The sequence below is a fragment of the Dolomitihabitans soli genome (genome assembly GCF_022213955.1).
GTDB classification, from domain to species: Bacteria; Actinomycetota; Actinomycetes; order Streptosporangiales; family Streptosporangiaceae; genus Streptosporangium_A; species Streptosporangium_A soli.
In genome coordinates this window covers 42,162-68,456 of sequence record NZ_JAKNTW010000046.1, presented here as the reverse complement: position 1 = coordinate 68,456, position 26,295 = coordinate 42,162, and the positions used below count along the sequence as shown (strand labels likewise).

General features: G+C 70.2%; 27 protein-coding genes. 18 read left to right on the top strand and 9 right to left on the bottom strand.

Annotation, left to right across the window (positions count from 1 at the left end; translation table 11 throughout):
• On the top strand, positions 1-424 hold a 424-nt coding region (locus tag MBA17_RS46805), incomplete at its 5' end, for a biotin/lipoyl-containing protein (protein WP_455432986.1).
• Between the two features lie 89 nt (positions 425-513).
• The gene (locus tag MBA17_RS46800) at positions 514-1,869 is read left to right on the top strand and encodes an LPXTG cell wall anchor domain-containing protein (protein WP_238505403.1); all 1,356 of its coding nucleotides are present in this window, start codon (positions 514-516) and stop codon (positions 1,867-1,869) included.
• An 85-nt stretch (positions 1,870-1,954) separates the two neighbouring features.
• On the opposite strand, the gene MBA17_RS46795 is transcribed toward MBA17_RS46800, so the two are convergent.
• Positions 1,955-3,349 carry an NAD(P)H-quinone dehydrogenase gene (locus MBA17_RS46795; protein WP_238505400.1) on the bottom strand — a complete coding sequence of 465 codons (1,395 nt, stop codon included), beginning with the start codon at positions 3,347-3,349 and terminating at the stop codon, positions 1,955-1,957.
• Between the two features lie 174 nt (positions 3,350-3,523).
• Here MBA17_RS46795 and MBA17_RS46790 point away from each other — a divergent pair, with 174 nt between their 5' ends.
• The 14 genes from MBA17_RS46790 (at position 3,524) to MBA17_RS46725 (ending at position 15,738) form a co-directional block, all read left to right on the top strand.
• Positions 3,524-3,976 (top strand): gamma-glutamylcyclotransferase family protein, encoded by a 453-nt coding sequence (locus MBA17_RS46790; RefSeq protein ID WP_238505399.1) that lies wholly within the window; start codon positions 3,524-3,526, stop codon positions 3,974-3,976.
• 18 nt (positions 3,977-3,994) lie between these two features.
• The gene (locus MBA17_RS46785) at positions 3,995-4,798 is read left to right on the top strand and encodes a purine-nucleoside phosphorylase (RefSeq protein ID WP_238505398.1); all 804 of its coding nucleotides are present in this window, start codon (positions 3,995-3,997) and stop codon (positions 4,796-4,798) included.
• 6 nt (positions 4,799-4,804) lie between these two features.
• Positions 4,805-6,430, top strand: a complete 1,626-nt coding sequence (locus MBA17_RS46780; RefSeq protein ID WP_455432987.1) for a phospho-sugar mutase — start codon at positions 4,805-4,807, stop codon at positions 6,428-6,430.
• 666 nt (positions 6,431-7,096) lie between these two features.
• Positions 7,097-7,267: a hypothetical protein gene (locus MBA17_RS46775; protein ID WP_238505396.1), complete on the top strand. Its 171-nt coding sequence runs from the start codon at positions 7,097-7,099 to the stop codon at positions 7,265-7,267.
• Positions 7,264-8,682: an MFS transporter gene (locus tag MBA17_RS46770; protein WP_238505395.1), complete on the top strand. Its 1,419-nt coding sequence runs from the start codon at positions 7,264-7,266 to the stop codon at positions 8,680-8,682. Before MBA17_RS46775 ends, MBA17_RS46770 begins: the two co-directional genes overlap by 4 nt.
• 83 nt (positions 8,683-8,765) lie before the next feature.
• Positions 8,766-9,983, top strand: coding sequence for a cytochrome P450 (locus MBA17_RS46765; protein ID WP_238505394.1), 1,218 nt, complete (start codon positions 8,766-8,768; stop codon positions 9,981-9,983).
• 20 nt (positions 9,984-10,003) lie between these two features.
• Positions 10,004-10,201, top strand: a complete 198-nt coding sequence (locus tag MBA17_RS46760; protein WP_238505393.1) for a ferredoxin — start codon at positions 10,004-10,006, stop codon at positions 10,199-10,201.
• Positions 10,198-11,397 (top strand): NAD(P)/FAD-dependent oxidoreductase, encoded by a 1,200-nt coding sequence (locus MBA17_RS46755; RefSeq protein ID WP_238505392.1) that lies wholly within the window; start codon positions 10,198-10,200, stop codon positions 11,395-11,397. Before MBA17_RS46760 ends, MBA17_RS46755 begins: the two co-directional genes overlap by 4 nt.
• Positions 11,398-11,467: 70 nt before the next feature.
• A complete protein-coding gene (locus MBA17_RS46750; RefSeq protein WP_238505391.1) occupies positions 11,468-12,097 on the top strand; it encodes a TetR/AcrR family transcriptional regulator in 630 nt (209 codons plus the stop codon).
• On the top strand, positions 12,094-13,614 hold the full coding sequence (locus MBA17_RS46745; RefSeq protein WP_238505390.1) for an MFS transporter: 1,521 nt from the start codon (positions 12,094-12,096) through the stop codon (positions 13,612-13,614). The genes MBA17_RS46750 and MBA17_RS46745 overlap by 4 nt, the downstream gene beginning before the upstream one ends.
• A gap of 461 nt (positions 13,615-14,075) precedes the next feature.
• On the top strand, positions 14,076-14,489 hold the full coding sequence (locus MBA17_RS46740; protein ID WP_238505389.1) for a spore-associated protein A: 414 nt from the start codon (positions 14,076-14,078) through the stop codon (positions 14,487-14,489).
• Between the two features lie 144 nt (positions 14,490-14,633).
• A complete protein-coding gene (locus MBA17_RS46735; RefSeq protein ID WP_238505388.1) occupies positions 14,634-14,984 on the top strand; it encodes a YbaB/EbfC family nucleoid-associated protein in 351 nt (116 codons plus the stop codon).
• Entirely contained in the window at positions 14,981-15,271 is a 291-nt protein-coding gene (locus MBA17_RS46730; RefSeq protein ID WP_238505387.1) for a hypothetical protein, read from the top strand. Before MBA17_RS46735 ends, MBA17_RS46730 begins: the two co-directional genes overlap by 4 nt.
• A complete protein-coding gene (locus tag MBA17_RS46725) occupies positions 15,268-15,738 on the top strand; it encodes a hypothetical protein (RefSeq protein ID WP_238505386.1) in 471 nt (156 codons plus the stop codon). Before MBA17_RS46730 ends, MBA17_RS46725 begins: the two co-directional genes overlap by 4 nt.
• A gap of 92 nt (positions 15,739-15,830) precedes the next feature.
• Here the strand turns inward: MBA17_RS46725 and MBA17_RS50090 are convergent, their stop codons facing one another.
• Positions 15,831-16,166, bottom strand: a complete 336-nt coding sequence (locus MBA17_RS50090) for a transposase (protein ID WP_274386994.1) — start codon at positions 16,164-16,166, stop codon at positions 15,831-15,833.
• A 183-nt stretch (positions 16,167-16,349) separates the two neighbouring features.
• On the opposite strand from MBA17_RS50090, the gene MBA17_RS46715 reads away from it, so the two are divergent.
• Positions 16,350-18,344, top strand: a complete 1,995-nt coding sequence (locus tag MBA17_RS46715; protein ID WP_238505379.1) for a GTP-binding protein — start codon at positions 16,350-16,352, stop codon at positions 18,342-18,344.
• 114 nt (positions 18,345-18,458) lie between these two features.
• A complete protein-coding gene (locus MBA17_RS46710; protein WP_238505377.1) occupies positions 18,459-19,880 on the top strand; it encodes an ATP-binding protein in 1,422 nt (473 codons plus the stop codon).
• Between the two features lie 311 nt (positions 19,881-20,191).
• On the opposite strand, the gene MBA17_RS46705 is transcribed toward MBA17_RS46710, so the two are convergent.
• The 7 genes from MBA17_RS46705 to MBA17_RS46675 form a co-directional block, all read right to left on the bottom strand.
• The gene (locus MBA17_RS46705) at positions 20,192-21,064 is read right to left on the bottom strand and encodes an LLM class flavin-dependent oxidoreductase (protein WP_238505373.1); all 873 of its coding nucleotides are present in this window, start codon (positions 21,062-21,064) and stop codon (positions 20,192-20,194) included.
• On the bottom strand, positions 21,061-22,002 hold the full coding sequence (locus MBA17_RS46700) for a threonine ammonia-lyase (protein WP_238505362.1): 942 nt from the start codon (positions 22,000-22,002) through the stop codon (positions 21,061-21,063). Before MBA17_RS46700 ends, MBA17_RS46705 begins: the two co-directional genes overlap by 4 nt.
• Before the next feature lie 84 nt (positions 22,003-22,086).
• A complete protein-coding gene (locus MBA17_RS46695; RefSeq protein WP_238505359.1) occupies positions 22,087-22,701 on the bottom strand; it encodes a PH domain-containing protein in 615 nt (204 codons plus the stop codon).
• Positions 22,698-23,786, bottom strand: coding sequence for an adenosine deaminase (locus MBA17_RS46690; RefSeq protein ID WP_238505358.1), 1,089 nt, complete (start codon positions 23,784-23,786; stop codon positions 22,698-22,700). Before MBA17_RS46690 ends, MBA17_RS46695 begins: the two co-directional genes overlap by 4 nt.
• Positions 23,787-23,795: 9 nt before the next feature.
• Positions 23,796-24,149, bottom strand: coding sequence for a cupin domain-containing protein (locus MBA17_RS46685; RefSeq protein ID WP_238505356.1), 354 nt, complete (start codon positions 24,147-24,149; stop codon positions 23,796-23,798).
• A 12-nt stretch (positions 24,150-24,161) separates the two neighbouring features.
• Complete coding sequence (locus MBA17_RS46680) at positions 24,162-24,752, bottom strand: AMIN-like domain-containing (lipo)protein (RefSeq protein ID WP_238505354.1); 591 nt, start codon at positions 24,750-24,752, stop codon at positions 24,162-24,164.
• Between the two features lie 82 nt (positions 24,753-24,834).
• Positions 24,835-26,271 carry an MFS transporter gene (locus MBA17_RS46675; protein ID WP_238505352.1) on the bottom strand — a complete coding sequence of 479 codons (1,437 nt, stop codon included), beginning with the start codon at positions 26,269-26,271 and terminating at the stop codon, positions 24,835-24,837.
• Positions 26,272-26,295 lie beyond the last annotated feature (24 nt).

Below are 26,295 nucleotides of genomic sequence, written 5' to 3'. Positions count from 1 at the left end.
GTTCGCGGGGGTGATCGAGCCGTATGCGGGGGCTGCGGCGGCGGTTGCGGAGGGGGAGCCGGCCGGGCGTGAGCACATCACGGTCGAGGTGGGCGGCAAACGGCTGGAGGTCGTCCTGCCCGCCGGCCTCGGCACGGCGGGCCGTACGGCCTCGGCGCGGGCTCCCAAGCGGGCGGGCCGGGGTGCGACGAAGGCGGCCACGGGCGGAGACTCGCTGGTCAGCCCGATGCAGGGGACCATCGTCAAGGTCGTCGCCCGGGACGGCGACACGGTGGCGGCCGGCGACCCGGTCGTGGTGCTGGAGGCGATGAAGATGGAACAGCCGCTCAGCGCGCACAAGGACGGCGTCGTCGCCGGGCTCGACGCGCGGATCGGCCAGACCGTCACGGCCGGGGCCGCGATCTGCGAAATCAAGGACGCCTGATCGTGAAAACTAGAGATACGGTCGGGGTGAGGGAACTCTGACGATCGCCCGTTCGTCCTGAAGGGCGAAGGAGGCTTGCTGCCGTGAACATGACCCACCCGGTTCGCCGTGCGGGCACAGCGCTTGTCGCGCTGCTCGCCGGGCTTTTCGCGATACTCGCGCTGGCGCCCGCCGCGAGTGCCGCGGCACCACCCGACGCCAATACCGTGCTCTCGTCCTGGAAGGGCGAAGACCCGCTCTTCGTGCAGGACGGAGCGTCACTGAGCGCCAGTCAGCAGACTGAGGTCCGCACTGCGCTCAAGGACGCCAAATCCAAGATCTATATGGTCGCGCTCCCTGACGGGACCGTGCCCAACGACCAGGTTGCCGCGTACATCACCTCGCTCGGCACCGCACTCGCGGGCGCCGGCAGGCCGGACGCGACCGTGGCCGTCCTCGACGGCACCACCCTGTTCGCCGCGTCCGGCGCGCTGAAGAGCGGCGCGGCCGGGCGGATCGCCAACCTCTCCACGTCCAGCAACCAGGATGTGGTCGCGGTCACCCAGGACTTCGCCAACCGGATCGACAAGGCCACCTCCGGCGACAGCCGGGGCGCGCTGAAGACCGGCAGCCAGGCCGGCGGCTCGGGCTCCAGCGCGGGTGTGCTGGTCGGCATCCTGGTGCTCGCCCTCGCGGGCGGCGGCGGCCTCTTCCTCTACTCGCGCAAGAAGAAGAAGCAGCGCGAGGTGCGCGAGGCGGCCGAGCTCGCCGCGGTCAAGCAGACCGTGGAGGAGGACGTCACGATGTTCGGCGAGGAGATCACCTCGCTCGACACCGACGTCAAGATGCTCGGCGAGGGAGGCGGGCACCTCACCGAATGGCAGCAGGCGCTCGACTCCTACGAGAAGGCCAAGACCGAGCTCAACGCGGTCAAGCGTCCCGACGACGTGCGCAACGTCACCACGACGCTCGAAGACGGCCGTTACGCCCTGGCCGTGGTGAAGGCCAAGGTCAACGAGCAGCCGGTCCCCGAGCGGCGGGCGCCCTGCTTCTTCAACCCGCAGCACGGGCCCTCGATCCGCGACGTGCGCTGGTCACCGCCCGGCGGCGCTCCCCGCGAGGTGCCCGCCTGCGCGGCGGACGCCCACTCGGTGGAGAGCGGCCACGACCCGCAGATGCGCGAGGTCATGGTCAACGGTGAGCGCAGGCCCTACTACGACGCGGGCCCGGCCTACCAGCCCTACGCCTACGGCTACTACGGCGGCTTCGGCGACGTCATGAGCATGATGCTGATCGGCACGATGATGGGCAGCATGATGAGTGGCGGCTTCGGCGGCATGGGTTACGACCAGGGCATGGCCGACATGGGCGGCGACGCGGGCGGCGGCGACTTCGGTGACTTCGGCGGCGGCGGCGGAGGTTTCGGCGACTTCGGTGGCGGAGACTTCGGCGGCGGCGACTGGTAAACCGGTTTCTGACGGCGAACCCCGGCGGGCCTTGGCCCACCGGGGTTCTTCGCTGTTCAGACGCGTTGGTGCGACACGGGCTGGTTCAGATGCCGCTGTTGGTCATCGGCTGCATGAGCCGACGGGCCGCCTCGGTGACCGAGCCCGACAGCGACGGGTAGACCGCGAAGGTGTGCGCGATCTGGTCCACGGTCAGCCGCTGCTGCACCGCGACCGACACGCCGAGGATCAACTCGGAGGCACGCGGCGCGACGACGACTCCCCCCAGGATGATGCCGGTGTGGGGACGGCAGAAGAGCTTGACGAAGCCGTCGTTGAAGCCCTGCATCTTGGCCCGCGCGTTGGTGGCCAGCGGGAGCTTCACCACGTTGGCCTCGATCTCGCCGGCCTCGATCTGCCGCTGCGCGATGCCGACCGTGGCGATCTCCGGGTCGCTGAAGATGGTGGCGGCGACGGTCGCCCGGCGCAGCGGCTGGACGGCCTCGCCGAGCGCGTGCCAGACCGCGATCCGGCCCTGCATGGCGGCCACCGAGGCCAGCATCAGGACGCCGGTGCAGTCGCCCGCCGCGTAGACGCCGGGGGCCGACGTGCGCGAGACCTTGTCGACCTGGACGAACCCGTTCTTGTCGAGAGTGACGCCCGCCTCCTCCAGGCCCAGGCCGCCGGTGTTGGGCACCATGCCGACCGTCATCAGGCAGTGGCTGCCCTCCGCGGTGCGCCCGTCCTCCAGGGTGACGATCACGCCGTCGTCGGTGCGCTTGACCGAGGAGGCGCGGGAACGGCCCATGACGTTCATGCCACGGCGGCGATAGACCTCTTCGAGCACCTCGGCCGCGTCGGCGTCCTCGTTGGGCATCATCCGGTCACGGCTGGAGACCAGCGTCACCTGCGAGCCGAGTGAGCGGTACGCGCCGGCGAACTCGGCGCCGGTCACCCCCGAGCCGACCACGATGAGGTGCTCGGGCAACTCGGGCAGATCGTAGAGCTGCCGCCAGTTGAGGACGCGCTCGCCGTCCGGCTCGGCGCCCGGCAGCACGCGCGGTGTCGCCCCCGTGGCGACGATCACCACATCGGCCCTGATCGTCCGGTCGCCCGCCCTGACCACCTGCGGATCCACCAACCGGCCATGGGCGCGCACCATCTCCACGCCCTCCGCGAGGACCCGTGCCGCGGTGTCGGCCGACTGGGCCTGGGCCAGCTCCTTCACCCGCTTGTTGACCAGCGGCAGATCGACCTTCACCCCGCCCACGTCGCCGTCGGGACCACCGGTGAAGTGGACTCCCAGGGACGCCGCGTCGAGCAACGCCTGCTTACGCACCGACGTCGCGATCAGCGTCTTGGACGGCACGCAGTCGGTGAGCACGCACGCGCCGCCCAGCCCGTCCTGCTCCACCACCGTGACCTGGGCCCCCAGTTGCGCGGCAACCAGCGCCGCTTCGTAGCCGCCTGGCCCGCCACCAATGATCACGATCCTCGTCACGTCACCATTCTCCCGCATCCACGAACCATCTCACCGATCGGGTCAAAACCGCCCGCCGCTCGGCACTTCATCACCACCTTCCCCACCACCACCTCGCGTACCATCCCAACACGGCCGCCGAGTGCGCCCGGCCTTGCGTGTCGGTCGGCTGATCTTGGATTACCCTTGTATACCGTGCCTGTTTACGCCGCCTACGGCAGCAACATGGACCCAAAGCAGATGGCCCAGCGGGCCCCTCACTCCCCCATGCGGGGCACGGGTTGGCTGCAGGGCTGGCGCATGACGTTCGGCGGTGAGGACGTCGGCTGGGAGGGCGCGCTCGCCACCGTCGTGGAAGACGACGAGGCCGAGGTCTTCGTCGTGCTGTACGACGTGCCCGAGTGGGACGAGAGCTCCCTCGACCAGTGGGAGGGCGCCGCCCTCGGCCTCTACCGCAAGGTCCGCCTGCGTGTGCAGACGCTGGAGGGCGAGGTCGTCGCCTGGTTCTACGTCCTCGACGACTACGAGGGCGGCCTGCCCGCGGCCCGCTACCTGGGCATCGTCTCCGACGCGGCCGAGCGCGCCGGCGCCCCCGACGACTACGTCGAATATCTGCGCGGCCGACCCTGCCGATCGTTGGGCGACTGACCGGTAGCCTCATCAATTGTGAGCAATGACCCCTATGCGCTCGCCGCAACAGCGGCAGCCGCGCTGAAGAGCACCGCCGGTGTCGAGTCCTTCGACGTCGCCCTCGTCATGGGGTCGGGCTGGGTGCCGGCCGCCGACGCCATCGGGACGACCGTCGCCGAGATCCCGGTCACCGACCTGCCGGGCTTCGCCCCGCCCGCCGTGGCCGGGCACGCCGGCCGGATCCGCGCCGTGACCACCGCCTCGGGCCGCAACGTCCTGATCTTCCTGGGCCGCACCCACCTCTACGAGGGCCTGGGCGTGGAGCCGGTCGTCCACGGCGTCCGCACGGCCATCGCCGCGGGCGTGTCCACCGTCGTGCTGACGAACGCCGCCGGCGGCCTGCGTCCCGAGCACCAGAAGGTCGGTGAGCCGGTCCTGATCAGCGACCACATCAACCTCACCGGCGCGCACCCGCTCACCGGCGCCCGGTTCGTCGACATGACCGACACCTACACCCCGCGCCTGCGCGACCTCGCCCGCGAAGTGGACCCGTCGCTCGCCGAGGGCGTCTACGTCGCCTTCCGCGGCCCCACCTACGAGACGCCGGCCGAGGTGCGGATGAGCAGGATCCTCGGGGGCGACATGGTCGGCATGTCCACCGTGCTCGAAGCCATCGCGGCCCGCGAGGGCGGCGCCGAGGTTCTCGGCCTGTCCCTGGTCACCAACCCGGGCGCCGGGCTCGTCGGCGAGCCGCTCAACCACCAGGAGGTGCTGGAGGTCGGCCGCGCGACCGCCGCGCGGATGGGCGTCCTCCTCGCGAACGTGGTCGACAAGCTCTAGGGAGCGATCGTGCACGATCTGGTACGGCAGGCCGAGGAGTGGCTGGCCCAGGACCCGGACCCGGAGACCCGTGACGAGCTGCGCAAGCTCCTCGCCGCGGGCGACCTCGGCGAGCTGGCCGACCGGTTCGGCGCCAAGCTGGAGTTCGGCACGGCCGGCCTGCGCGGCGAGCTGGGCGCGGGCCCCAACCGGATGAACCGGGTCACCGTGCTGCGCGCCGCCGCCGGGCTCGCCGCCGTGCTGGGCCCCGGCGGGCACGTCGTCATCGGCTACGACGCCCGGCACAACTCCGACGTCTTCGCCCGCGACACCGCCGACGTCCTCACCGGCGCCGGTCTGCGGGCCTCGCTGCTCCCCCGGCCGCTGCCGACCCCCGTCCTGGCCTTCGCCGTACGCCGGCTGGGCGCGGACGCGGGCGTGACCGTGACGGCGAGCCACAACCCGCCCAGGGACAACGGCTACAAGGTCTACTGGAACGACGGCTCCCAGATCGTCCCGCCGATCGACGCCGACATCTCGGCGGCGATCGACGCGGCCCCCAAGGTCACCGAGCTACCCCTCGGCGACACCTGGGCCACGCTCGGCGAGGACATCGTGGACGCCTACCTGGAGGCGGTGACCGGGCTCCCGATCGGGGACGCCCGCGAGCTGCGGGTCGCCTACACGCCGCTGCACGGGGTGGGCGCGGCCACCCTGACGACGGCGTTCGAACGGGCCGGGTTCGCCGCGCCGTACATGGTGGCGGCCCAGCGCGACCCGGATCCCGACTTCCCCACGGTCCCCTTCCCGAACCCGGAGGAACCGGGCGCGATGGATCTGGCGCTGGAGCTGGCCGGGCGGATCGACGCCGACCTTGTCCTGGCCAACGACCCCGACGCCGACCGGTGCGCGGTCGGCGTGCCGGTCCCCGGCGGCTTCCGGATGCTCACCGGCGACGAGCTGGGCGGCCTGCTGGCCGAGCACATCCTCACCGCCACCACGGGCCCCGGACGTCTGGTCGCCACCACCATCGTGTCCTCCGCCCTGCTCGCCAAGATCGCCGCCGCGCACGGAGCGGGCTACGCCGAGACCCTCACCGGCTTCAAATGGATCATGAAGGCCGGGCCCGGACTGATCTACGGCTACGAGGAGGCGCTCGGCTACAGCGTCGGCGGATCGGACGGCCTCCCCGTCCACGACAAGGACGGCATCGGCGCCGCCCTCACCGTCGCGGGCCTGGCCGCCGCCGCCAAACGCGACGGCAGAACCCTCCAGGACCTCCTCGACGACCAGGCCAGACGGTACGGCCTGCACGCCACCAGCCAGCTCTCGGTCCGCGTCGACGACCTCTCCCTGATCACCGCCGCGATGGCCCGCCTGCGCGCCACCCCGCCGGCCACCCTCGGCGGCCACCGCGTCGAGTCCGCCGACGACCTCGCCACCGGCTCCCCCGGCCTGCCCCCCACCGACGGCCTCCGCTACCACCTCGCCGACGACGCCCGCGTCGTCATCCGCCCCAGCGGCACCGAGCCCAAACTCAAGTGCTACCTGGAGGTCGTCGTCCCCGTCACCGACCCCCAGGCGGCCCGCGCCCAGGCCGCCCAGGCCCTCACCGCCATCAGCGACGACCTCTCCACCACCCTCGGCCTCTGATCAGCGCCACATCAGCCGGCTTCACCGGCTTGGGGCCGTACGGCAAGCCAACGCGGCGCCACCCGCCACAGGTGGCCGGCGTCCGTGGGCCCACGGCACTCCAGCGCGCGTGGCTGATCACCGTTACGCCGAATCGCCGGAGTGCGTCTTCGGTTTTGCCCGTACTGCGCGCGCCGGCCGCGTTCTGCGGCGAATCGAGTGCGCCTTCGGTTTCGCCCGTGCCAGCCGTGCCCTGCGGCGAATCGAGTACGTCGTCGGTTTCGCCCGTGCCAGCCGCGTCCTGCGGCGAATCGAGTACGTCGTCGGTTTCGCCCGTGCCAGCCGCGTCCTGCGGCGAAACGAGTGCGCCTTCGGTTGCACCCGCGCTCCGCGCGCCGGCCGCGTCCTGCGGCGAATCGAGGAGGAGATCAGGCGGCAGGTGACCGGGAGCGTCCCACGGCAACCCGGCGCCTGGCCGCTCTTCGGTGGTCCGACGGGATCTCCGGGCGTCGACGAACAGCCGAATGGTGATCTTGCGGCGCCTTGGCGATGGCAGGCGCGAGTGCCTGGCGGACGAGCCAGGCGGGATTCCACCCCCGTTTGAGACTTTCCGCCTGCCGCCCTCTGGCAAGAGGCGTGCCAGGAGGCGAAAGTTTCCGGGACTTGTTCAACGACAGGCTTTACGTCATGAGTGTTTGTGACAACGAGCAACTCGGCGCGGAGCCTGCCGCTGAGACCTGTGGTCTGCGGCGCCGCGCCGGCGCGACCGGTGCGTCAGAAGGCTCCACAACCATCGCGGGCGGGTCCGGTCTCGCGGAGCGCACCGCGTCCGGCAGGCGGATGGCGGTGACGGCGTGAGCACCGACTCGGTTCCCGCCCCGCCCTCGTGGCGGGAGCTGCTGGGCCCGGAGCACGCCGGCGCGGCGATCGTGCTGGCCATCGGGGTGCTGGTCGGCGCGGTCAACATCTATCTGGCCTCCAGCCTGCTGCCGACCGTGGTGGCCGACATCGGCGGCACCGGCTTCTACGCGTGGAGCATGACGATCTACCTGGTCGCCATGGTGATCGCGACGATGCTGGTCAGCCGCCTCCTGGGCCGCTGGGGCAACGTCGGCGCCTACCTGCTCGGCTTCGGCGTGTTCCTGGTGGGCTCGCTGGTCTGCGCGGTGAGTCCGGTGATGCCGGCGCTGCTGGCCGGCCGTGCCGTCCAGGGGCTGGGGGCGGGGTTGCTGTCCGGGCTGGGCTTCGCCGCCATTCGGTCGGCCCTGCCGCAGCGGCTGTGGACGCGCGGCAATGCGCTGATGTCGGCGATGTACGGCGTCGGCAACTTCGTCGGTCCGGCGATCGGCGGCCTGTTCGCCCAGTTCGGCGCGTGGCGGCCGGCGTTCGTGGTGATGGCGGTGATCGCGGCGGTGTGCGGGCTGCTCGTGCCCCGGGTGCTGCCGCGTGGCGAACGCAGCGATGCACGGGCACCGGTCCCTGTTGTGTCGCTGCTGCTGGTCACGGCGGCCACGGCGGCGGTCAGCCTGGCGGGGGTGCTGTCCGACGCCGTGGCCATGGCGGCCGGCATCGTGGTGGCGCTGCTGCTGGTGGCCGGGTTCGTCGCCTACGAGCGGCGTAGTGAGCTGCGGGTCTTCCCGAGTACGACGTACCGGCCGGGTTCGCCGCTGAAGTGGGTGTACCTGACGCTGGCGCTGCTGGCGTTCGGCGTCGCGGTGGAGTCGTTCGTGCCGCTGTTCGGTCAGCGGCTGGGCGGGCTGGCCCCGGCCGTGGCCGGCTTCTTCGGGGCGGCCATCTCGCTGGGGTGGTCGGCGACCCAGCTCGTCAGCTCCTCGGCGGTCAAGGAGCGCACGATACGCCGGTTGCGGATCATCGGCCCGCTGCTGCTGGCGTTCGGCTTCCTCGTCCAGGGGCTGCTGCAGCGCCAGGACGCGCCGACCTGGCTGGTGCTCGTCTGGGTGCCGGTCTTGTGCGTCGCGGGTGCCGGCATCGGGCTGGCCTATCCGCACCTGGCCGTGGCCGTGATGTCCAGCACCCAGGATCCGGAGGAAGGACGGCGGGCGGCCGCCGCCATCGCCACGGTGACGAGCCTGTCGATCGCGTTCGGCACCGCGGTCGCCGGCGTCCTGGTCAACCTGGGCGGCCCCTCGATGCTCGACTCGGCCCGATACACGCTGTTCGGATTCGCGGCCATCTGCGCGATCGGCGCCGTCACCGCCCGCGCAGCGGATCGTGCAGGCCGTACGGCACCGGCCGACCACCCCCGCTCGTGACTCTCAACGGGTGGGGCTTCGATCGTCTGCTCGGCAACCTGCCCGAGTTCAACCATGACCGTGTTCGATGCGAAGGAGATGTCTTGACTGAGGCCCTGTCACAGGCACTGATGTTCCCGATGCCCCGTGCGGCGGGGTGTCCGTTCGATCCGCCGCCGGAGCTGAGCCGTCGCAGCGAGCAGGAGCCGGTGTCGCGGGTGCGGCTCTGGGATGGCAGCTCCGCGTGGATGGTCACTCGCTATGCCGATGTACGGGCGCTGCTCACCGATGCGCGCATCAGCGTCGACGTCGCCGAACCGGGCTTCCCGCACACCAACGCGGTGAGCAAGGCGCGCGACGCGCAGATGAAGACGCTGATGCAGATGGACGCGCCGGAGCACACCACCCACCGGCGACGGCTGACCGCGGACTTCATGGTCAAGAAGATCGAGGCGTTGCGGCCCACGATTCAGCGGATCGTCGACGGCCTCATCGACGACCTGCTCGCCGGCCCGAACCCGGCCGACCTGGTGGAGGCGTTCGCGCTCCCGGTGCCCTCGCTGGTGATCTGCGAACTGCTGGGCGTGCCGTACGCCGACCGCGCCTTCTTCCAGCGGGTGGCCGGCGAGCTCGTCATGGACGAGGGCGATCCCGCGCACGCCATGGCCGCCAGCGAGGAGCTGAACGCCTATCTGGAGGAGCTGGTGGACCGCAAGAGCGCGGAGCCGGGCGACGACGTGCTGAGCAGGCTGGCCGTCGAGCAGTACCGCACCGGCGCGATGACCAGGCGCGAGATCGCCACGATGGGTCAGCTCCTGCTGGTGGCCGGGCACGACACCACCGCGAACATGATCGCGCTGGGCACGGCCGTACTGCTGGCACACCCGCGGCAGCTGAGCGCGATCCGCGACGCCGGCGACCCCGCCGTGGTGGCGGGGGCCGTCGAGGAACTCCTGCGCTACCTGTCCATCACCCACACCGAGGCCCGCCGCGTCGCACGCGAGGATCTCGTGATCGGCGGGCAGCCGATTCGCAAGGGCGAGGGCATCATCGCGGTGAAGAGCACCGCCAACCGCGACCCCGCCGCCTTCTCCGACCCCGACGCGCTCGATGTGCACCGCAATGCCCGCCACCATGTCGCCTTCGGCTACGGCGCCCACCAGTGTCTGGGCCAGCCGCTGGCGCGCGTGGAACTCCAGGTCGTCTTCGGCACACTCTTCCGGCGCATCCCCACGCTGGCGCCGGCCGTACCGCAGGAGGACCTGACCTTCAAACCCAACGCGGTCTTCTACGGACTCCGCGACCTGCCCGTCACCTGGTAGAACACGAAAGGAGAAAGCGCATGAAGGTCACCGTCGACCAGGACGCGTGCACCGGTTCGGGGCAGTGCGTGCTCATCGCCCCTGAGGTGTTCGACCAGCGCGACACCGACGGCATCGTCGTGCTGCTGAGCGACAGCCCGGACCCCCTGCGGCACGAGGATGTCCGTGAGGCCGCGCGGATCTGCCCGGCCCTGGCGATCACATTGACCCAGTCGTGACCACACCCTCTCGCATCGTTGTCGTAGGTGCTTCCGCGGCGGGACTGACCGCCGCGGAGGCCCTGCGCCACAACGGCTTCACCGGCACCTTGACCATCGTCGGCGCCGAGTCGCGACCGCCCTACGACCGGCCGCCGCTGTCCAAGCAGATCCTGCGCGGCACGTGGCGACCCGACCGCGTGACGCTGCGCCGCCCCGACGCCCTCACCGCTCTGGGCGCGGACTGGCTGCTCGGCGTCGCCGCCGTCGCCCTGGACACCGACGCCCGTGAACTCGCCCTCGCCGACGGCACCGTGCTGCCCTACGACGGGCTGGTGATCGCCGCCGGAGTCACCCCCCGGCGACTGCCCACAGGACACGAACTCGGCGGCGTGCATCTGCTGCGCACCCTCGACGACGCCCTCACCCTGCGAGACGGGCTCCTCGCCGCCACCTCGGTGGCCATCGTCGGCGCCGGCTTCCTCGGATCGGAGGTCGCCGCGGTCGCCCGCGAACTCGGCCTGGACGTCACCTTGATCGATCCACTGCCCAACCCGCTGATCCGTCAATTCGGCGACCATGTCGCGCAGCTGTGCGCCGAGTTGCACACCCAGCACGGCGTACAGGTCCGCTCCGGCACTGCCGTGACCCGATTGACCAGCCGCGACGGCCGGGTGACCGGCCTGGACCTGGACGACGGCGGTCACGTCACAGCGGATCTGGTGCTGGTGGCCATCGGCTCGACACCGGCGGTCGGCTGGCTGACCGGCAGCGGGCTGAACCTGGCGGACGGCGTGCGATGCGACCAGACGTGCCTGGCCGCCCCCGGCGTCGTCGCCGCCGGCGATCTCGCCTCCTGGCCCCATCCCCATCTCGGACGCATGCGCGTCGAACACCGGATGAACGCCACCGACCAAGGCACCGCCGCCGCGCGAACCCTCCTCGGCGCGGCGACCCCGTTCGCACCCGTCCCCTACTTCTGGACCGACCAGTACGACGTGAAGATCCAGGCGTACGGCCGCACCGGCGGCGACGCCGAACTCCACATCATCACCGACGACACCGCCGCCCACCGATTCGCCGCCCTGTACAGCACCGACGGCCGCGTCACCGGGGCCGTGACCTGGAACCTCCCCCGCCAAGCACGCGCCCTACGCCACCACGTCGCCCAACGAACCCCCTGGCGGCAAGCACTCCGGCACGCCGCCACCACCTGACAGCCCCGCACGCATCCACAATGAAGTATCATTTGCGACATAAATGTCTCAAATGATACGGAGTTGACTGATGGCTGTGAGCCGCGATCAGATCATCGTCGCCGCGATCCAGCACCTCAACCACGACCCGGCCGCGTCGATCGCCGACATCGCCGAGGCGGCCGGAGTGAGCCGCGCCACCTTGCATCGGCACTTCACCAGCCGAGAGGATCTGCTGCTCGTACTCAACCACCGCGCGCTGGATCTATGGAAAGACGCCCAGGTCAAAGCGGGAGTCGAGGAGGCCGTCCGCTCCGGGGAACCAGCAGTGATCACCACCGCTCTGAGCGAGATGCTGAGCGGCCTGATCGACGCCGCCGAGGAGTACAGCTTCGTGCTCACCGACCTGGGGATGTCCGTTCCCGAGCTGCGGGAACGGAGTGACGAACTGGAGGGCAGGGAGCTCGCGCTCTACCAGGCGGCCCAGCGCGCCGGGGTCCTGCGCGCCGACCTGCCGGTGCGGTGGATCAGCAACACGGTGTACGGCCTGCTGCTCGCCGTACGGGAAAGCCTGAACCGGGGCGACGTCGCGCGGCGCGACCTTCCCCGGGTGCTGCACGAGACCTTCTTCCGTGGCGCCGGCGAGCGCGGCACTCAAAGCGGCGCCGGCGAGCGCGGTCCGGGAAGCGGCGGCGGTCCGCAGAGTGCGGGAAGCGCATGACGTGCGTCGCCGACCGGCCGGCGGCGGAGACCGGTCCTTCGCGGCGGCAGCGGTGGGCCGGGCTGACGGTACTGTCGGCGAGCCTGCTGCTGGTGGTCATGGACATGACCATCCTCAATGTCGCCCTGCCCGCGATCTCGGCCGACCTGCGTCCCGGCTCGGTCGAGTTGCTGTGGATGGTGGACGTCTACGCGCTGGTGCTGTCCGGTCTGCTGGTCACGGTCAGCGCGCTCGGTGACCGATGGGGCCGCAAGAAGATGCTGCTCACCGGCTTCTCACTGTTCGGACTGGCGTCCGCCGCGGTGCTCTGGACCAGCTCATCCGGCGATGTGATCGCGGTGCGCGCGCTGCTCGGGGTCGGCGGCGCAATGATCATGCCGTCCACGCTGTCGATGATCCGCACCCTGTTCACCGACCCCGGGGAGCGGGCGACCGCGCTGGGCGTCTGGGCCGCGATGGCCTCCCTGGGCGGCGCGCTCGGGCCGATTCTGGGCGGGCTGCTGCTGGAGCACTTCAGCTGGCACGCGGCGTTCCTGGTGAATGTTCCGGTGATGGCGGTGGCGGTGATCGCCGGTGTCTTCCTGCTCCCTGAGTCGCGCAGCCCACGGCCGGGCCGCTGGGACGTCCTCGCCACGGTGCTGTCGATCATCGGGATGGTCGCGCTGGTCTACTCGATCAAGCAGTTCGGCAAGGACGGCCCAGCCGACATCGGCCCGTGGGTCGCCCTCGCCGTCGCCGTGGTGGCCCTCACCTGGTTCGTACGGCGCTGCCTGAACAGGGCCGATCCGCTGCTGGAGATCCGCCTGTTCCACAGCCGGCCGTTCACCGCGGGCACGATCACCGCGCTGACCACATCCATCGGGTTGGCGGCGATGATGTTGCTGATGGCGCAGTGGATGCAGCTCGTACACGGCTACTCCCCGCTGGAGACCGGCGTGCGACTGCTGCCGAGCGCGCTGGGCGCGCTGGTGCTGTCGCCGCTGGCGCCCTTGCTGGCAGCGCGTTTCGGGGCGCGCCCGGTGCTGGCCGGCGGGCTGGCGATATCCGGGCTGGGGTTCGGCGTGCTGTACGCCGCACCCGCCACCTATCCGTGGATCGCCGTGTCGCTGCTGCTGACCGGGCTGGGCATGGGCTCGCTGGCGATCGCCTCGGCGGTCATCATGGCAGGCGCGCCCCCGGCGAAGGCGGGCAGCGCCGCCGCGATCGAGGAGACCGGCTACGAGCTGGGCGGCGTGCTCGGCGTCGCGGTGCTGGGCAGCCTCGCCGCCGCCGTGTACCGGGGGGCGCTGCCGTCTTCCGCCTCGGGTGAGGCCGCCCGCGAGTCGCTGGCCGCCGCGATCGAGGTCGCCCACCAGGCGGGAGCCGCGGGAGCGGACCTGGCCCAGCAGGCCAGGGCGGCGTTCACCCTGTCGTTGGGGATGACCGGGCTGGCCGGTGGCGTGCTCATGCTCGTCGCCGCGCTCACCGTCTGGTGGCTCGTCCCGCGCGACCTCGACGTCACCGCCGGGCACAACTGATCGTCACATCGTGCGGGCTGTGGTGGTACGGCCGGCGCTCCGACCCGATCACCATCCCAGAGCCGGGCCTCCCCCGGCGGCCGGCTCCGCGAGAGACGATCACGACCGGGCGATGGGACCGCAGGAGAACGGCGTTCCGCGGGTTCAAGCAGCGGGGGCCAGCGGATCTCACCTGCGCGAACGGATGTTTCGCGCCGAAAGGACGACCGCCGATGAGAACAGGAGGTTACATCCTCTTGACCACTACATAACGTGTATGTATAACATGTACGCAGTTGATCGATTGTGGCCCCTCGGAGACCGTGGAACTCGACGACCTCTGCGATGGATCCGGCCCAACCGGTCACCTTCTGTCATGGCGACTACAAGGGTGTGCGCTCATCGACGCCTGCCAACCGGCATGCCTGAGCGGCTGTAGAAGCTTTCGCTCCACCGGACGACTACCCGTCAGGAGATTTTCTGTGCGCAGATTCAAGCAGGGAGCCGCGCTCGCGCTCGCCACTGTGGCCGCGCTTGCCGGAACCTTCGCCACCGGCAGCCCGGCTATGGCGGCATCGTCGCCGATCGGGGCATGCGGCGGCGGCTCCTACCGCGTAGTCGACAAGCACGACCTGGGCAAAGCCGTCATCTACCTGATGTACAACGGCACCACCAACTGCGTGGTCACCTGGAAGGACAAGCCCGACCGCAAGAAGGTCGGTACCGGGATCAGGAGCTACAACCATAGCGACTGGGACTTTGGTTACTACTCAACCTACGCCGGCCCGTCGAAGATCAAAGCCAAAGGCGAATGCATCCAGTGGCAGGGCCACTACGGCGACAAAGGCTTCGCCGGCTATGTGTGGTGGCAATCACGCTGGGGGCACTGCGGCTGATCAGAGCGCCTGGCCCCACACGGATCCGTCCGGGCCTGGTCTCCTGCGGGGAACTGGACTCGGGCGAGCACCGGCTGGGAGTTGGAGAGCCATTGCTTGATCACTGTATGGGAGGCTGCGGCAACATGTTCCGGGAGGTTGTGAGTGGACGTCGTTGACGGTGAGGACGAGGTCCGCGGAGTCGGTGAGGCCGCCGGCGGGCTGGTGAGTGCCGAGGTAGGCGCCGACGGGCTGCTCGCGGTCCTCCGCCTGAACCCGCGCGCGCTGCGACTGGGTTCGGAGCCGCTGGCCGAACACATCGTGTCCGCCGTACGGACCGCGCAACGGGATCGGCTCAGTCAGGTCGCCCCGGACGAACCTCCTGCCGCGGGAACTGAGCCGGCGGCCCTGGTCGGGCGTCTGGACGAGATGGAGATCCGCGCCAACCGTGACTTCGAACGACTGACCGCGACACTCGAAGAGACGCTACGGCACCTGGACGGCAGGCAGACATGATCGATACCGGTGTGGCGATCGACACCTCGGACCGGCGCTTCCAGATCCTGGCCGGCGAGTACGCCGAGTTCGCCGAGGGGCTGCGGAGCCGGTGGGGCGATGCGTTCCCGTTGCCGTACGAGGAGTTCGCCCATCCCTATCAGGAGCTGAGGAGCACGCTGCTGAACGGCTGCGAGCGGCTCGGCGAGGACCTCCGCCACATCGGTGCCGGACAGGTCGTCATGGCCGGCAGGAACACGAACACCGAGCACGCCAACGTCAGGAACGTCGTCAGGGCCCGGCCTTGAGAGTGCTGTCGGACCCCGCCGTCGTCCCCGGCCTCGGCCTGCTCGGGGTCCCTCCGCTGCCGGACCTCGCTCTCCTCGACGACCACATCACGGAAATCGACACCGCCGCCGCCTACCACCGGCAACTCGCCTTCGACGGTGAGAACGCGTACCGGCTCGCGCGATTCAACGAAGGGCCGGCGGCCGACGCGATGCACACCTTCGTGACCGGCCGCGAAGGCGCCCTGCCGGAGGCGGGAGACCTCGCCAACCGTCTCACCAGCACCGCGGACAGCCTGCGGGTCGCACGGGACACCGTCGAGTGGGTCGCGGGCCTCCTCGCCGGAGTCGCCGTCGCCGCCGGAATCGCCGCCGTCACCACCCCCCAGTTGCTGCCCCGCCTGGTCGACATGGCCCAGCGGTACGTCGCCATGATGCGCACCGCCCTGAGCACTGTCGGGCGCATCTTCAGAGTGGTCTGTCGTTGAACCCCCGGGCGTTCACGCCCGGGAGGAAACGGCAGCGCGGGAGGCCCGCCAAGGGCCGAGCGGTGTCGTGACGGGCAACGTTCGGGAGCGGCTCAGCCTGGGCGTTTCTGGTTCTCGATGTACTCCTCGATGATCGATAGGGGTGCGCCGCCGCAGGAAGCGGCGAAGTACGACGGCGACCAGAAGTGCCCGCCCCACAGATAGTCGTCCCGGTGGGTGCTCACCCTGGTTCGTACCCGCAGTCCGTCCCGTACGGCAAGCCACCCCGGCGCCACCCGCCGCAGGTGGCCGACGTCCGTGGACCCACGCCACTCCAGCGCGCGTGGCCGGCCACCGTCACGCCGAATCGTCGGAGTGTGTCTTCGGTTCCGCCCGTGCCTGTTCGATGACCAGCACCGGCGTACGGGGAGCGGGTGCGAGGGAGCCATCCGGCCCGTAGGTGAGGCCAGGGCCGTCAGTCGATGGGATCGGTAAATCGGTTGCCTCGTGGGCTGCGGCCTGATTCACTGCCCCACGACAGTTCGACGACGACTAAGGAGCCACGATTATGCGTGCTGCGTTCATGTCCATTCAGGAGGTAATTGCCACCAATACCGAGGATATGACGCTTAGTGCGAACGCTGAATCTAGGAATTCTGGCGCATGTTGACGCCGGCAAGACGAGCCTGACCGAGCGGCTGCTGCACGCCGCCGGTGTCATCGACGAGATCGGCAGCGTCGACGACGGCAGCACCCAGACCGACTCCCTGGCGCTGGAACGGCAACGCGGCATCACCATCAAGTCCGCCGTCGCCTCCTTCGTGATCGACGACGTCACGGTCAACCTGATCGACACACCCGGCCATCCGGATTTCATCGCCGAGGTCGAACGAGTGTTGAACGTGCTCGACGGCGCGGTGCTGGTCGTCTCCGCCGTGGAGGGCGTACAGGCGCAGACCCGCGTGCTGATGCGCACGCTCCAGCGGCTGCGCATCCCCACACTCATCTTCGTGAACAAGATCGACCGCAGCGGCGCCGGGTACGGGCACGTACTGCGGAGCATCACCGGGAAGCTGGCCGCGCCGAGCATCGCGATGGGCTCGGCCGACGGACTGGGCACCCGCGCCGCGCGTTCCGTGCCCTACGACGCCGCCGACGCCGGTTTCACGTCCCGGCTGCTCGGCCTGCTGGCCGACCACGACGACGCGTTGCTCGCCGCGTACGTCGACGACGAGACGGCGCTCTCCTACCCCCGGCTGCGCGACGAGCTGGCGGCGCAGGCCAGGCGGGCGCTGGTGCATCCGGTGTTCTTCGGCTCGGCGATCACCGGTGCGGGCGTGGACGCGCTGATCGCCGGCATCACCGAGCTGCTGCCCGCGGCCGAAGGCGATGCCGGCGGGCCGGTCTCGGGGACCGTCTTCAAGGTCGAACGTGGCCCTGCCGGGGAGAAGATCGCCTATGTCCGCCTGTTCGCGGGCACGGTGCGCGTGCGGGACCGGCTGCGCTTCCGCGGGGACGAGGAGGGGAAGGTCACCGCGATCAGCGTCTTCGAGCACGGCTCGGACGTCTCGCGCGACTCGGTCGCCGCCGGGCGGATCGGCAGGCTCTGGGGGCTCGGCGACATCCGCATCGGCGACGCGATCGGCGTGCCGCGCACGACGTCCGCGGGCGGCCACCACTTCTCCCCGCCGACTCTGGAAACGGTCGTCGCCCCCTGCCGCCCCGCCGACAAGGGCGCGCTGCACCTCGCGCTCACCCAGCTCGCCGAGCAGGACCCGCTGATCGACCTACGGCAGGACGATCTTCGCCAGGAGACGTCCGTGTCGCTCTACGGCGAGGTGCAGAAGGAGGTCATCCAGGCGACGCTGGCGAACGACTTCGGCATCGACGTCACCTTCCGGGAGACGACGACCATCCACATCGAACGGCCGGTCGGCACCGGAGCCGCCGCCGAGATCATGTCCGCCGAGTCCAACCCGTTCCTCGCGACGGTCGGGCTGCGCATCGAGCCGGCGCCGATCGGGACGGGCGTGGACTTCGGGCTAGAGGTCGAACTCGGGTCCATGCCGTTCTCGTTCATCAAGGCAGTCGAGGAGACCGTCAGGGAGACCCTTCGGCAGGGGCTCCACGGCTGGGAGGTCATCGACTGCGTGGTCACCCTGACGCACTCCGGCTACGCGCCACGACAGAGCAGCGCGCACGGCGTCTTCGACAAGAGCATGTCGAGCACCGCCGGGGACTTCCGCCTCCTGACTCCGCTGGTCCTGATGAGCGCGCTGCGGCAGGCCGGGACAAAGGTGCACGAGCCGATGCACCACTTCCGCCTCGACATCCCGGTGGAGGCGTACGGCTCGGTGCTGCCCGTGCTGGCCCGGCTGCGCGCCGTACCGCGCTCGTCGGCGACACGCGGCTCGTCGTACCTGGTGGAGGGTGTCGTCCCGGCCGCTTCGGTGCACGCGCTGGAGCGGCGGCTCCCCTCGCTGACCAGCGGCGAGGGTGTGCTGGAGTGCGCCTTCGACCACTACCAGCCGGTCCACGACACGGTCCCGACCCGGCCGAGATCCGACCATGATCCCCTCAACCGCAGGGAGTATCTCCTCCGCGTCGTCCGACGGGTCAGCGGCTGACCCGGTGGCACCCCGCCAACTCCCACCACCAGACAACCAGCGATGACATATCCTTCAGTGATAGTGCCAAATTTGGTGCTTCCAAATTTGGTACTACCACAGTTGGAGGTATCAGTGGAGGGCTTCATTGGGCGGCAACGGGAGCTGGCCAAACTGGGCCGGCTGTTCGAGCGGGTAAAAGACGGAGGAACGGTCGATCGGCCGGGGCGGGCCATCCTCATGCGCGGACGCCGCCGGGTCGGCAAGTCACGGCTGGCGGAGGAGTTCATCCGGCGGGCGGACGTTCCCTACCTGTACTTCACCGCTGTCCATGAGACTCTCAAGACGCAGTTGACCAAGTTTCTCACCGACGCGGCGGAGTCCAACCTGCCCGGTGCCGCGAGCTTCGCCGATCAGGCGACCGAGAGCTGGGAGGCGGCCCTCCATCTTCTCGCCAGCGCGCTTCCGCGACAGACGCCGAGCATCGTCGTCATCGATGAGCTGCCCTACCTCATCACCGGCGACCCCTACCTGGAAAGCAAGCTGCAGAGGCTGTTCGACCGGGAGTTCTCTCGGATCCCGGTCCTTCTCCTCCTGATCGGCTCGGACCTATCGATGATGGAGGCGATCAACGCCTACGACCGGCCCTTCTACATGCGGGCCACCGAGATGGTGGTCGCACCGCTCACCCCCTCCGACGTGTCCGAGAAGCTGCGGCTGCCTGCCGCCGAGGCGTTCGACGCTCACTTGATCTCGGGTGGGCTACCGATGATCTGTGAGGAATGGAGGCCGGGCGAGTCCGTCTTCGACTACCTGCAGAACGCCCTGATCGATTCCACCTCGGCCCTGGTGGTGAGCGGGGAACGTGCCCTCGCCGCCGAGTTTCCCCCCGATGCGCAGGCTCGGACGCTGCTGACGGCGATCGGGTCGGGGCAGCGCACTCGCTCGGCGATCGCGCAGGCGTCCGGCGGCATACCCAGCACGTCGATGAACCGCGCTCTGCAACTTCTCCTGGAGAAGCGGATGATCGTCGCCGAGCTGCCACTGTCGACCCGGCCCTCCCGCGAGACCCGGTACCACGTCGCCGACACGCATCTGCGATTCTGGCTCGCCTTCATCGGGCCGCACCTGACGGAGATCGAGCGGGACAGAGGTGATCTCGTGCTGGATCGGATACGCCGGATGTGGACGTCCTGGCGCGGGACCGCCGTGGAGCCGGTCATCCGCGAATCCCTTCGCCGCATGTCCGGAGAGGTCATCCCCGAAGGGACAGCGGCCGTCGGCGGCTACTGGACGCGAAGCAATGATCCAGAGATCGACATCATCGGCGCCGACCGCGAACCGATCGCGAAGAAGATCACAATGGCCGGGTCGATCAAGTGGCTGGAGAACCGCCCCTTCGACCAGCACGACCTCCGCGAACTCATCGCCCACGTCTCCCGCCTCCCCGGCGGCGACACCTCGACCCCCCTGTTCGCCGTCTCCCGCAGCGGAACGACGACCACCGAAGCGACACCGATCACCCCGGAGGACCTCCTCGACGCCTGGCGCCCCTGACCACGCACCGAGCCTGCGAACGACGCCGACCGCCGGCAGTGCAGGGGGCCGACGACCGTCGCCGGCAACCGGGGGACTTTCGGCGGCCCGGTGAGGGCAGCGCACGGCGACCACGCACTCGTACGGCACGCCCGGCCGCCGTAGGCAGCCGGCGTCCGCGGGTCGACGCCACTCCAGCGCACCGGGCCGGCCGCCGCGACGACAGGCACGTGGGCCATCTCCTCCGCCAGTGAGAGAGGTCACACGCAGATCGTCGTCCTAGAGCGGATCGTCCTCGTTTCTCCGGCCGGCGGTGGGGGTGGCCGGCCGGATTACTCGGACATGGATCGGGCGATGGCCTCGAAGACGTTCATGTCGGCGGCCCAGGCGCTGTCGGGCCGGGGCCAGTGCAGGGCGATGTCGGTGATGCCGAGTTCGCCGTAGCGGCCCGCGAGGTCCTGGAAGGCAGCCAGGGATTCGCACCAGGGTTCATCGGTGAAGCCGGTCAGCAGCAGGCGCCGGAGCTGGGCGGGGTCACGTCCCTCGGCCGCGCAGGCCTCGTGCAACGCCTCCACCTGCTCGCGTACGGCCCGCTGTGGTTGGTCCGGCATCCGCTGGTTCCCGTTGGTGACCCACATGTCGCCGTACCGGGCGGCCAGTCGCATCCCGCGGCTACCGGTGGCCGCGATCGCGAACGGGACCCTGGGGCGTTGCACACAGCCGGGGGCGGTGAGAACCTCGCGTGCCGAATAGTAGGCGCCCTCGTAGGTCGTCTCGGGCCCGCGGAGCAGCCGGTCGAGCAGTTCCACCCATTCGGCGAACCGGTCGGCCCGTTCGGCGGGCGGCCACTCGGGGCCACCGAGGATGCCGGCGTCGGAGTTCCGGTTCACTCCGCCCGAGCCGATGCCGAGGGTGAGCCGGCCACCGCTGATGTCGTCGATGGTCTTGGCGGCGGTCGCGGTGGGTACCGGGTGCCGGAAGTTGGGCGAGGTGACCAGCGTCCCGAGCCGGATTCGCGTGGTCACCGCCGCCGCGGCGGCCAGCGTGGCGTAGCTGTCGTGCCATGGCGTGTTTCCGCGCCAGGCCACGTGGTCGGCGACCCACGCGGTGTCGAATCCGAACTCCTCCGCCTGGCGCCACAGCCCGCCAGCCCTCGGCCAGGACTCCATCGGCCACATCTGTGTGCTTACCCGCAGGACCGTCACGGTGCCTCCCTGAGCGGCTCCGGCCGAACATTGCCGCCGGTCAGGATAGCGGCGAGACGGCGTCCCGGGAGGTCGTGCACCGCGATCGCGGCGAGGCCGGCCGCGCCGGCCGGCTCGATGACCAGGCCGAGAGCGACCCGTACGAGGTCGGCGGCTGCGATCATCGCGCCATCGTCCACCAGCACCATGTCGTCGACCAGCGTCCGCATCCGGCGTACGGACTCCGGCACCGGCTGGTCGATGTCGATGCCCTCGGCGATGGTGTCCGGCTCGGCGTGGACCACCCGGCCGGTACGCCAGCTCTCGGCCAGCGCGGGCGCGCCGGTGGCGCACACGCCGATGATCCGGGTCGCCGGCGCGTGCGCCTTGACCCAGCGGGCGACGCCGTTGATCAGTGCGCCGTCGCCCACCTGGATCACGATCGCGTCGAACGGGCCCGACCGCATGAGCTCCAGGCCGATCGTGCCCGCGCCCTCGGCCACCGCGGGTTCCCTCCCATCGGCGATGTAGAGCCGGTCCGGACGCGCGGCCGCGTACGCACGGGCCGCCGCACGGAAATCGCCCTCCACCGTGATCACCTCGGCGCCCAGGGCGGTGATCCTGGCCTTCTTCGCAGGGTTGATGCCGGGCCTGGCGAAGACCGCGACCGGGATGCCACGGGCCCGTCCCGCGTACGCCATCGCCTGGCCGAAGTTGCCCGAGGACGCGCAGACCACGCGGCGGTCGGGGGTCAGCCCGCTCATGAGGAAGTCCGCGCCGCGCCCCTTGAAGCAGCGCAGCGGGTTGACGGTCTCCACCTTGACCAGCACCTCATGCCCGAGGCGTGCGCTGAGCTGCTCGTCGACGTACTGCGGCGTGTTCGAGAACACCGGGTCGATCGTCTTCGCGGCTTCCGCGATCCGGCCGAGGTCCAGGTCCATCGCCTGATCAATGTCCATACGCCTGACATTAATCAGTGGCCGCGACCACCACCCGCGCGGCTACGGGACCGGCTCCGCGGAGGCGGAGGCGGTCAGGGGCGGTCAGGAGACGAGGAAGGCTGCGACGACCAGGGCGAGGGTGGCCGCGCACAGGACGAGCGTGGGGAGGGACCAGGTGGTGCGGGGAGCGGGGGTCTCGGTGCCGCCGGCCTTGCGATGGGCCGCCTCCATCTTCTCCGTCAGCTGGTCGGCGACGAAGTCGGCGTGGGTGCGGCCGGTCATGGCCTCAAGGGCGGACTGTTCGCCCCGGGTGCGGCTGGGCTCGCTCTGGAAGCGCCCCTTGCGGACGGAGGAGGTGCTGCGGCGTACGGCGGAGGCGCGTTCGCGGGCGGAGGACTGGGGGGTCCAGCAGCGGACGGTCTGCTCGCCGTACCCGATCGTGATGGCGTGGGAGACGCGGACGTCGTCGATGGCGGCCCACGGGATGAAGGTGTCACGGAAGGGGTTGCGGATGAGTGCGCCGTCCTCGCGCACGATGGTGGCGGGGCGCAGGGAGGTCACCACGATGAGGGCGGTGAGCACGGCCAGGACGGCGGCGGCGACCAGGGAGGGCGCGCCGTTGTAACGCACGACCAGGTCGACGCCCATCACGGCCGCGAACACCACCCAGATCCAGCCGAGCACCTGGGCGGCCTTCGACCGGTAGACCTGTTTCACGGCGCCTGCACCGCCCATTTGAGCTGCGCGTAACCGGGCTTGATCAGGCCGTTGATGAGGGCGAGCCGTTCGTCGAACGGGATGAAGGCGGACTTCATCGCGTTCACCGTGAACCACAGCAGATCATCCCAGTCGTAGCCGAACGCCTCGGCGAGCTTGGCGAACTCCAGGGACAGCGTGGTGCCACTCATCAGGCGGTTGTCGGTGTTGACGGTCACCCGGAAGTGCAGGCGGCGGAGCAGCCCGATGGGGTGCTCGGCGATGGAGGGGGCGGCGCCGGTCTGCAGGTTGGAGGTGGGGCACATCTCCAGCGGGATCCGCTTGTCGCGGACGTAGGCGGCGAGCCCGCCCAGCTTGGCCTCGCCGTCGCCGGAGACGGCGATGTCGTCGATGATGCGCACGCCGTGCCCGAGGCGGTCGGCGCCGCACCACTGGATGGCCTGCCAGATGGACGGCAGGCCGAAGCCCTCACCGGCGTGGATGGTGAAGTGGGCGTTCTCGCGCTGGAGGTATTCGAAGGCGTCGAGGTGCCGGGTGGGCGGGTAGCCGGCCTCGGCGCCGGCGATGTCGAACCCGACCACGCCCACGTCGCGGTAGCGGACCGCCAACTCGGCGATCTCCCGCGACCGCGCCTGGTGGCGCATGGCCGTGAGCAGCGACCCGACCCTGATCGTACGGCCCTGCGAGCCGAGTCTGAAGCCTTCGAGCACGGCTTCGACGACCTCGTCGAGGGAGAGCCCGGCGGAGGTGTGCAACTCCGGGGCGTAACGGACCTCGGCGTAGACGACGCCGTCGTCGGCGAGGTCCTCGGCGCACTCGGCCGCGACCCGGACCAGCGCCTCCCGTGACTGCATCACGCCGACCGTGTGCTCGAAGGTCTCCAGGTAGCGCTCCAGCGAGCCGGAGTCGGACGCTTCCTGGAACCAGACGCGCAGGTCCGCCGGGTCGTTGGTGGGCAGCCGGTCGTAGCCGGAGGCGCGGGCCAGGTCCACGATCGTCTCGGCGCGGAGCCCCCCGTCGAGGTGATCGTGGAGCAGCACCTTCGGGGCTCGCCGTATCGCGTCTAGGGTGGGCAGCTGGCTCATCCTGACATCTTAGGCTTCCCGATGGGCGGTGTCCGGTGCGAAGGCCGGGAGGCAGACCGCGACATATTCGGCGCCCCTCGGACCGGCGCTGTAACGGATCTTCTCGCCCGGTTCGCTGACGAACGCCTGCCCGGTGGCCACCTCGGTGGTGCCGCCGTCGTGCTCGACGAGCACACTGCCGCGCAGCACGAGAGTGTATTCGGCGAACTCCGGCGTTTGCGGAGGTTCCGACCACCCGGCCGGCGCCACCATGTGCGCGACGGACACACGTTCGTCTCCGGTGTTGACCCGCCCGGCGTATTCGTCGATTACCTTGCCGCCCGGCACCGGGATCCGGGTAGCGGTTTCGATGAGTCTTCCCACCCGGACAGCCTGTCAGTGTGCGACGTCGATAACCAGTCTGCTGGGGCTCTTCTGTTCGAGTACCCGGAATCCGGCGCGGTGGTCCAGGACGATGCCGACGCTCACGACGCCCTCGAAGTCACCGGTCTTGACGACTTTCCGGACGTTGGCAAGGTCGGCCGAGAAGATCGGCCCGCCGGTCCAGGTGGCCGAGCCGTCCTCGGTGTGGGCGTTGGCGGGGGTGAGAAAGACCTGGAGGTAGGCGCCGCCCTTGACGGCGATCGGCTCTCCCGAGCCGTCGTGGACCAGCTCGTCCACCCAGCGGACGGTGTATCCGGGCACCTCGCCGTCGATGTCGATCACCACCCGGTCGTATCCGGCGTGACCGGCGAACCTGGCCCGCTTCACCAGCGGCTGAGCGCTGGTCGCGTGCGTCACCTCGACCTCCTCGGTCCCGGTGGGCGGGCCGAGCGCGGCCGGCGATCTGACGGGCGACGTCGCGGACGTGGTCGCGGGGATCGCCGCGGGCGCGTCCGGGACGGGTCGTGCGGTGTCTCCCCCGCCGCCGCAGGCGGCGAGCAGCGGGAGCAGAACGAGAGCGATGATGATCCGCGTGCCGGTCATGCCGGTTGAATACCCGTCGGCCCCGCGGTTCAGCCCCATGGAACGGCTCCCGCACCCGAAGGTGCAGGAGCCGTCTCTCAGGTCACACGGTTTCCAGAACTTTTTCGTCCACCACGGCCTCGGGCGCGCTGCGCCGGAACCTCAGGCCGGTCAGCGCGATCACGAAGCCGGCCACGGCCAGCACGGCCGAGACTCCGATCGCGGCGCGGATGCCCACGATGGGGGCGCCGGTCGTGGAGGTCAGCACGCCCGTGACGATGGCGAGCACGACCGCGCCGCCGACCTGGCCCGAAGTGTTGAGCAGCCCGGAGGCCAGTCCCTGTTCGTCGTCCACCACGCCGTTGGTGGCCTGGATGTTCAGCGACGGGAAGGACAGGCCGAAGGCGATGCCGAGCAGCACCATGCCCGGGATGATCATGGCGCCGAGGCTGGGGTTCTCGTCGACCGCGAGGAAGATCGTGTACCCGCCGGCGAGGGCCGCCGCGCCGATCGCGATCAACCGCTGGGTGCCGAACCGGTCGGCGAGGTCGCCCATCTTGGTGGAGCTCAGGGCGACGATGAGGCCGGCGGGCAGGAACGCCAGCGCGGTCTCCAGCGCCGACCAGTGCAGCAGGTTCTGGAAGTACTGCATGGCCACGAACTGGAAGCCGACGTAGGAGCCGAACAGGATCACCAGTCCGAGGTTGGCCCGGACGAGCGGCCCCGAACGCAGGATGCCGAGCCGTACCAGGGGGTGCTTGACCCTGAACTCGACCGCCACGAAGACGCCGAGCAGCACCAGCGCGCCGCCGAGGGTGCCCAGCGTCTGGAGCGAGACCCAGCCGGCGGCGGGGGCCTCGACGACCCCGTAGACCAGCAGGAGCATGGAGCCGGTGATCGTGGCGGCGCCGATCAGGTCGTAGCCGCCGGTGGCGCGCTCGCCCTTGTGGCGGGGCAGCAGCTTCAGTCCGGCGATCAACGCGATGATGGCGATCGGCACCGGCATGAGGAAGGTCCACCGCCAGCCGATCTCGGTCAGCAGTCCCGACAGCACCAGGCCGAGCGAGAAGCCGCTCGCTCCGCAGGCGGTGAAGATGCTGAGGGCCTTGTTGCGGGCGGGGCCCTCGGCGAAGGTCGTGGTGATGATGGAGAGGGCAGCCGGGGCGGTGAAGGCCGCGCTGATCCCCTTGACGAACCTGGCGGCGATCAGCAGGGCGCCGTCGTCGACCAGGCCGCCGAGGAGTGACGCGAACGCGAACACCGCGAGCGCGATCAGGAAGACTCCGCGGCGGCCGAGCAGGTCGGCGGTCCGGCCCCCGAGCAGCAGCAGACCGCCGTACCCGAGCACGTAGCCGCTGACCACCCACTGCAGGGAGGACGTGGTCATGCCGAGCTCGGCTTGGATGGAAGGCAGGGCGACGCCCACCATCGAAACGTCGAGCGCGTCCAGGAATACGACACCGCAGAGCACGGTCAGCGCGCCCCAGAGGCGCGGGTCCCAGCGCTCGGCGGTAGTCGGGATGGGTGACGAAGAAGGCATGCCGGAGACATTACATGCATCTGC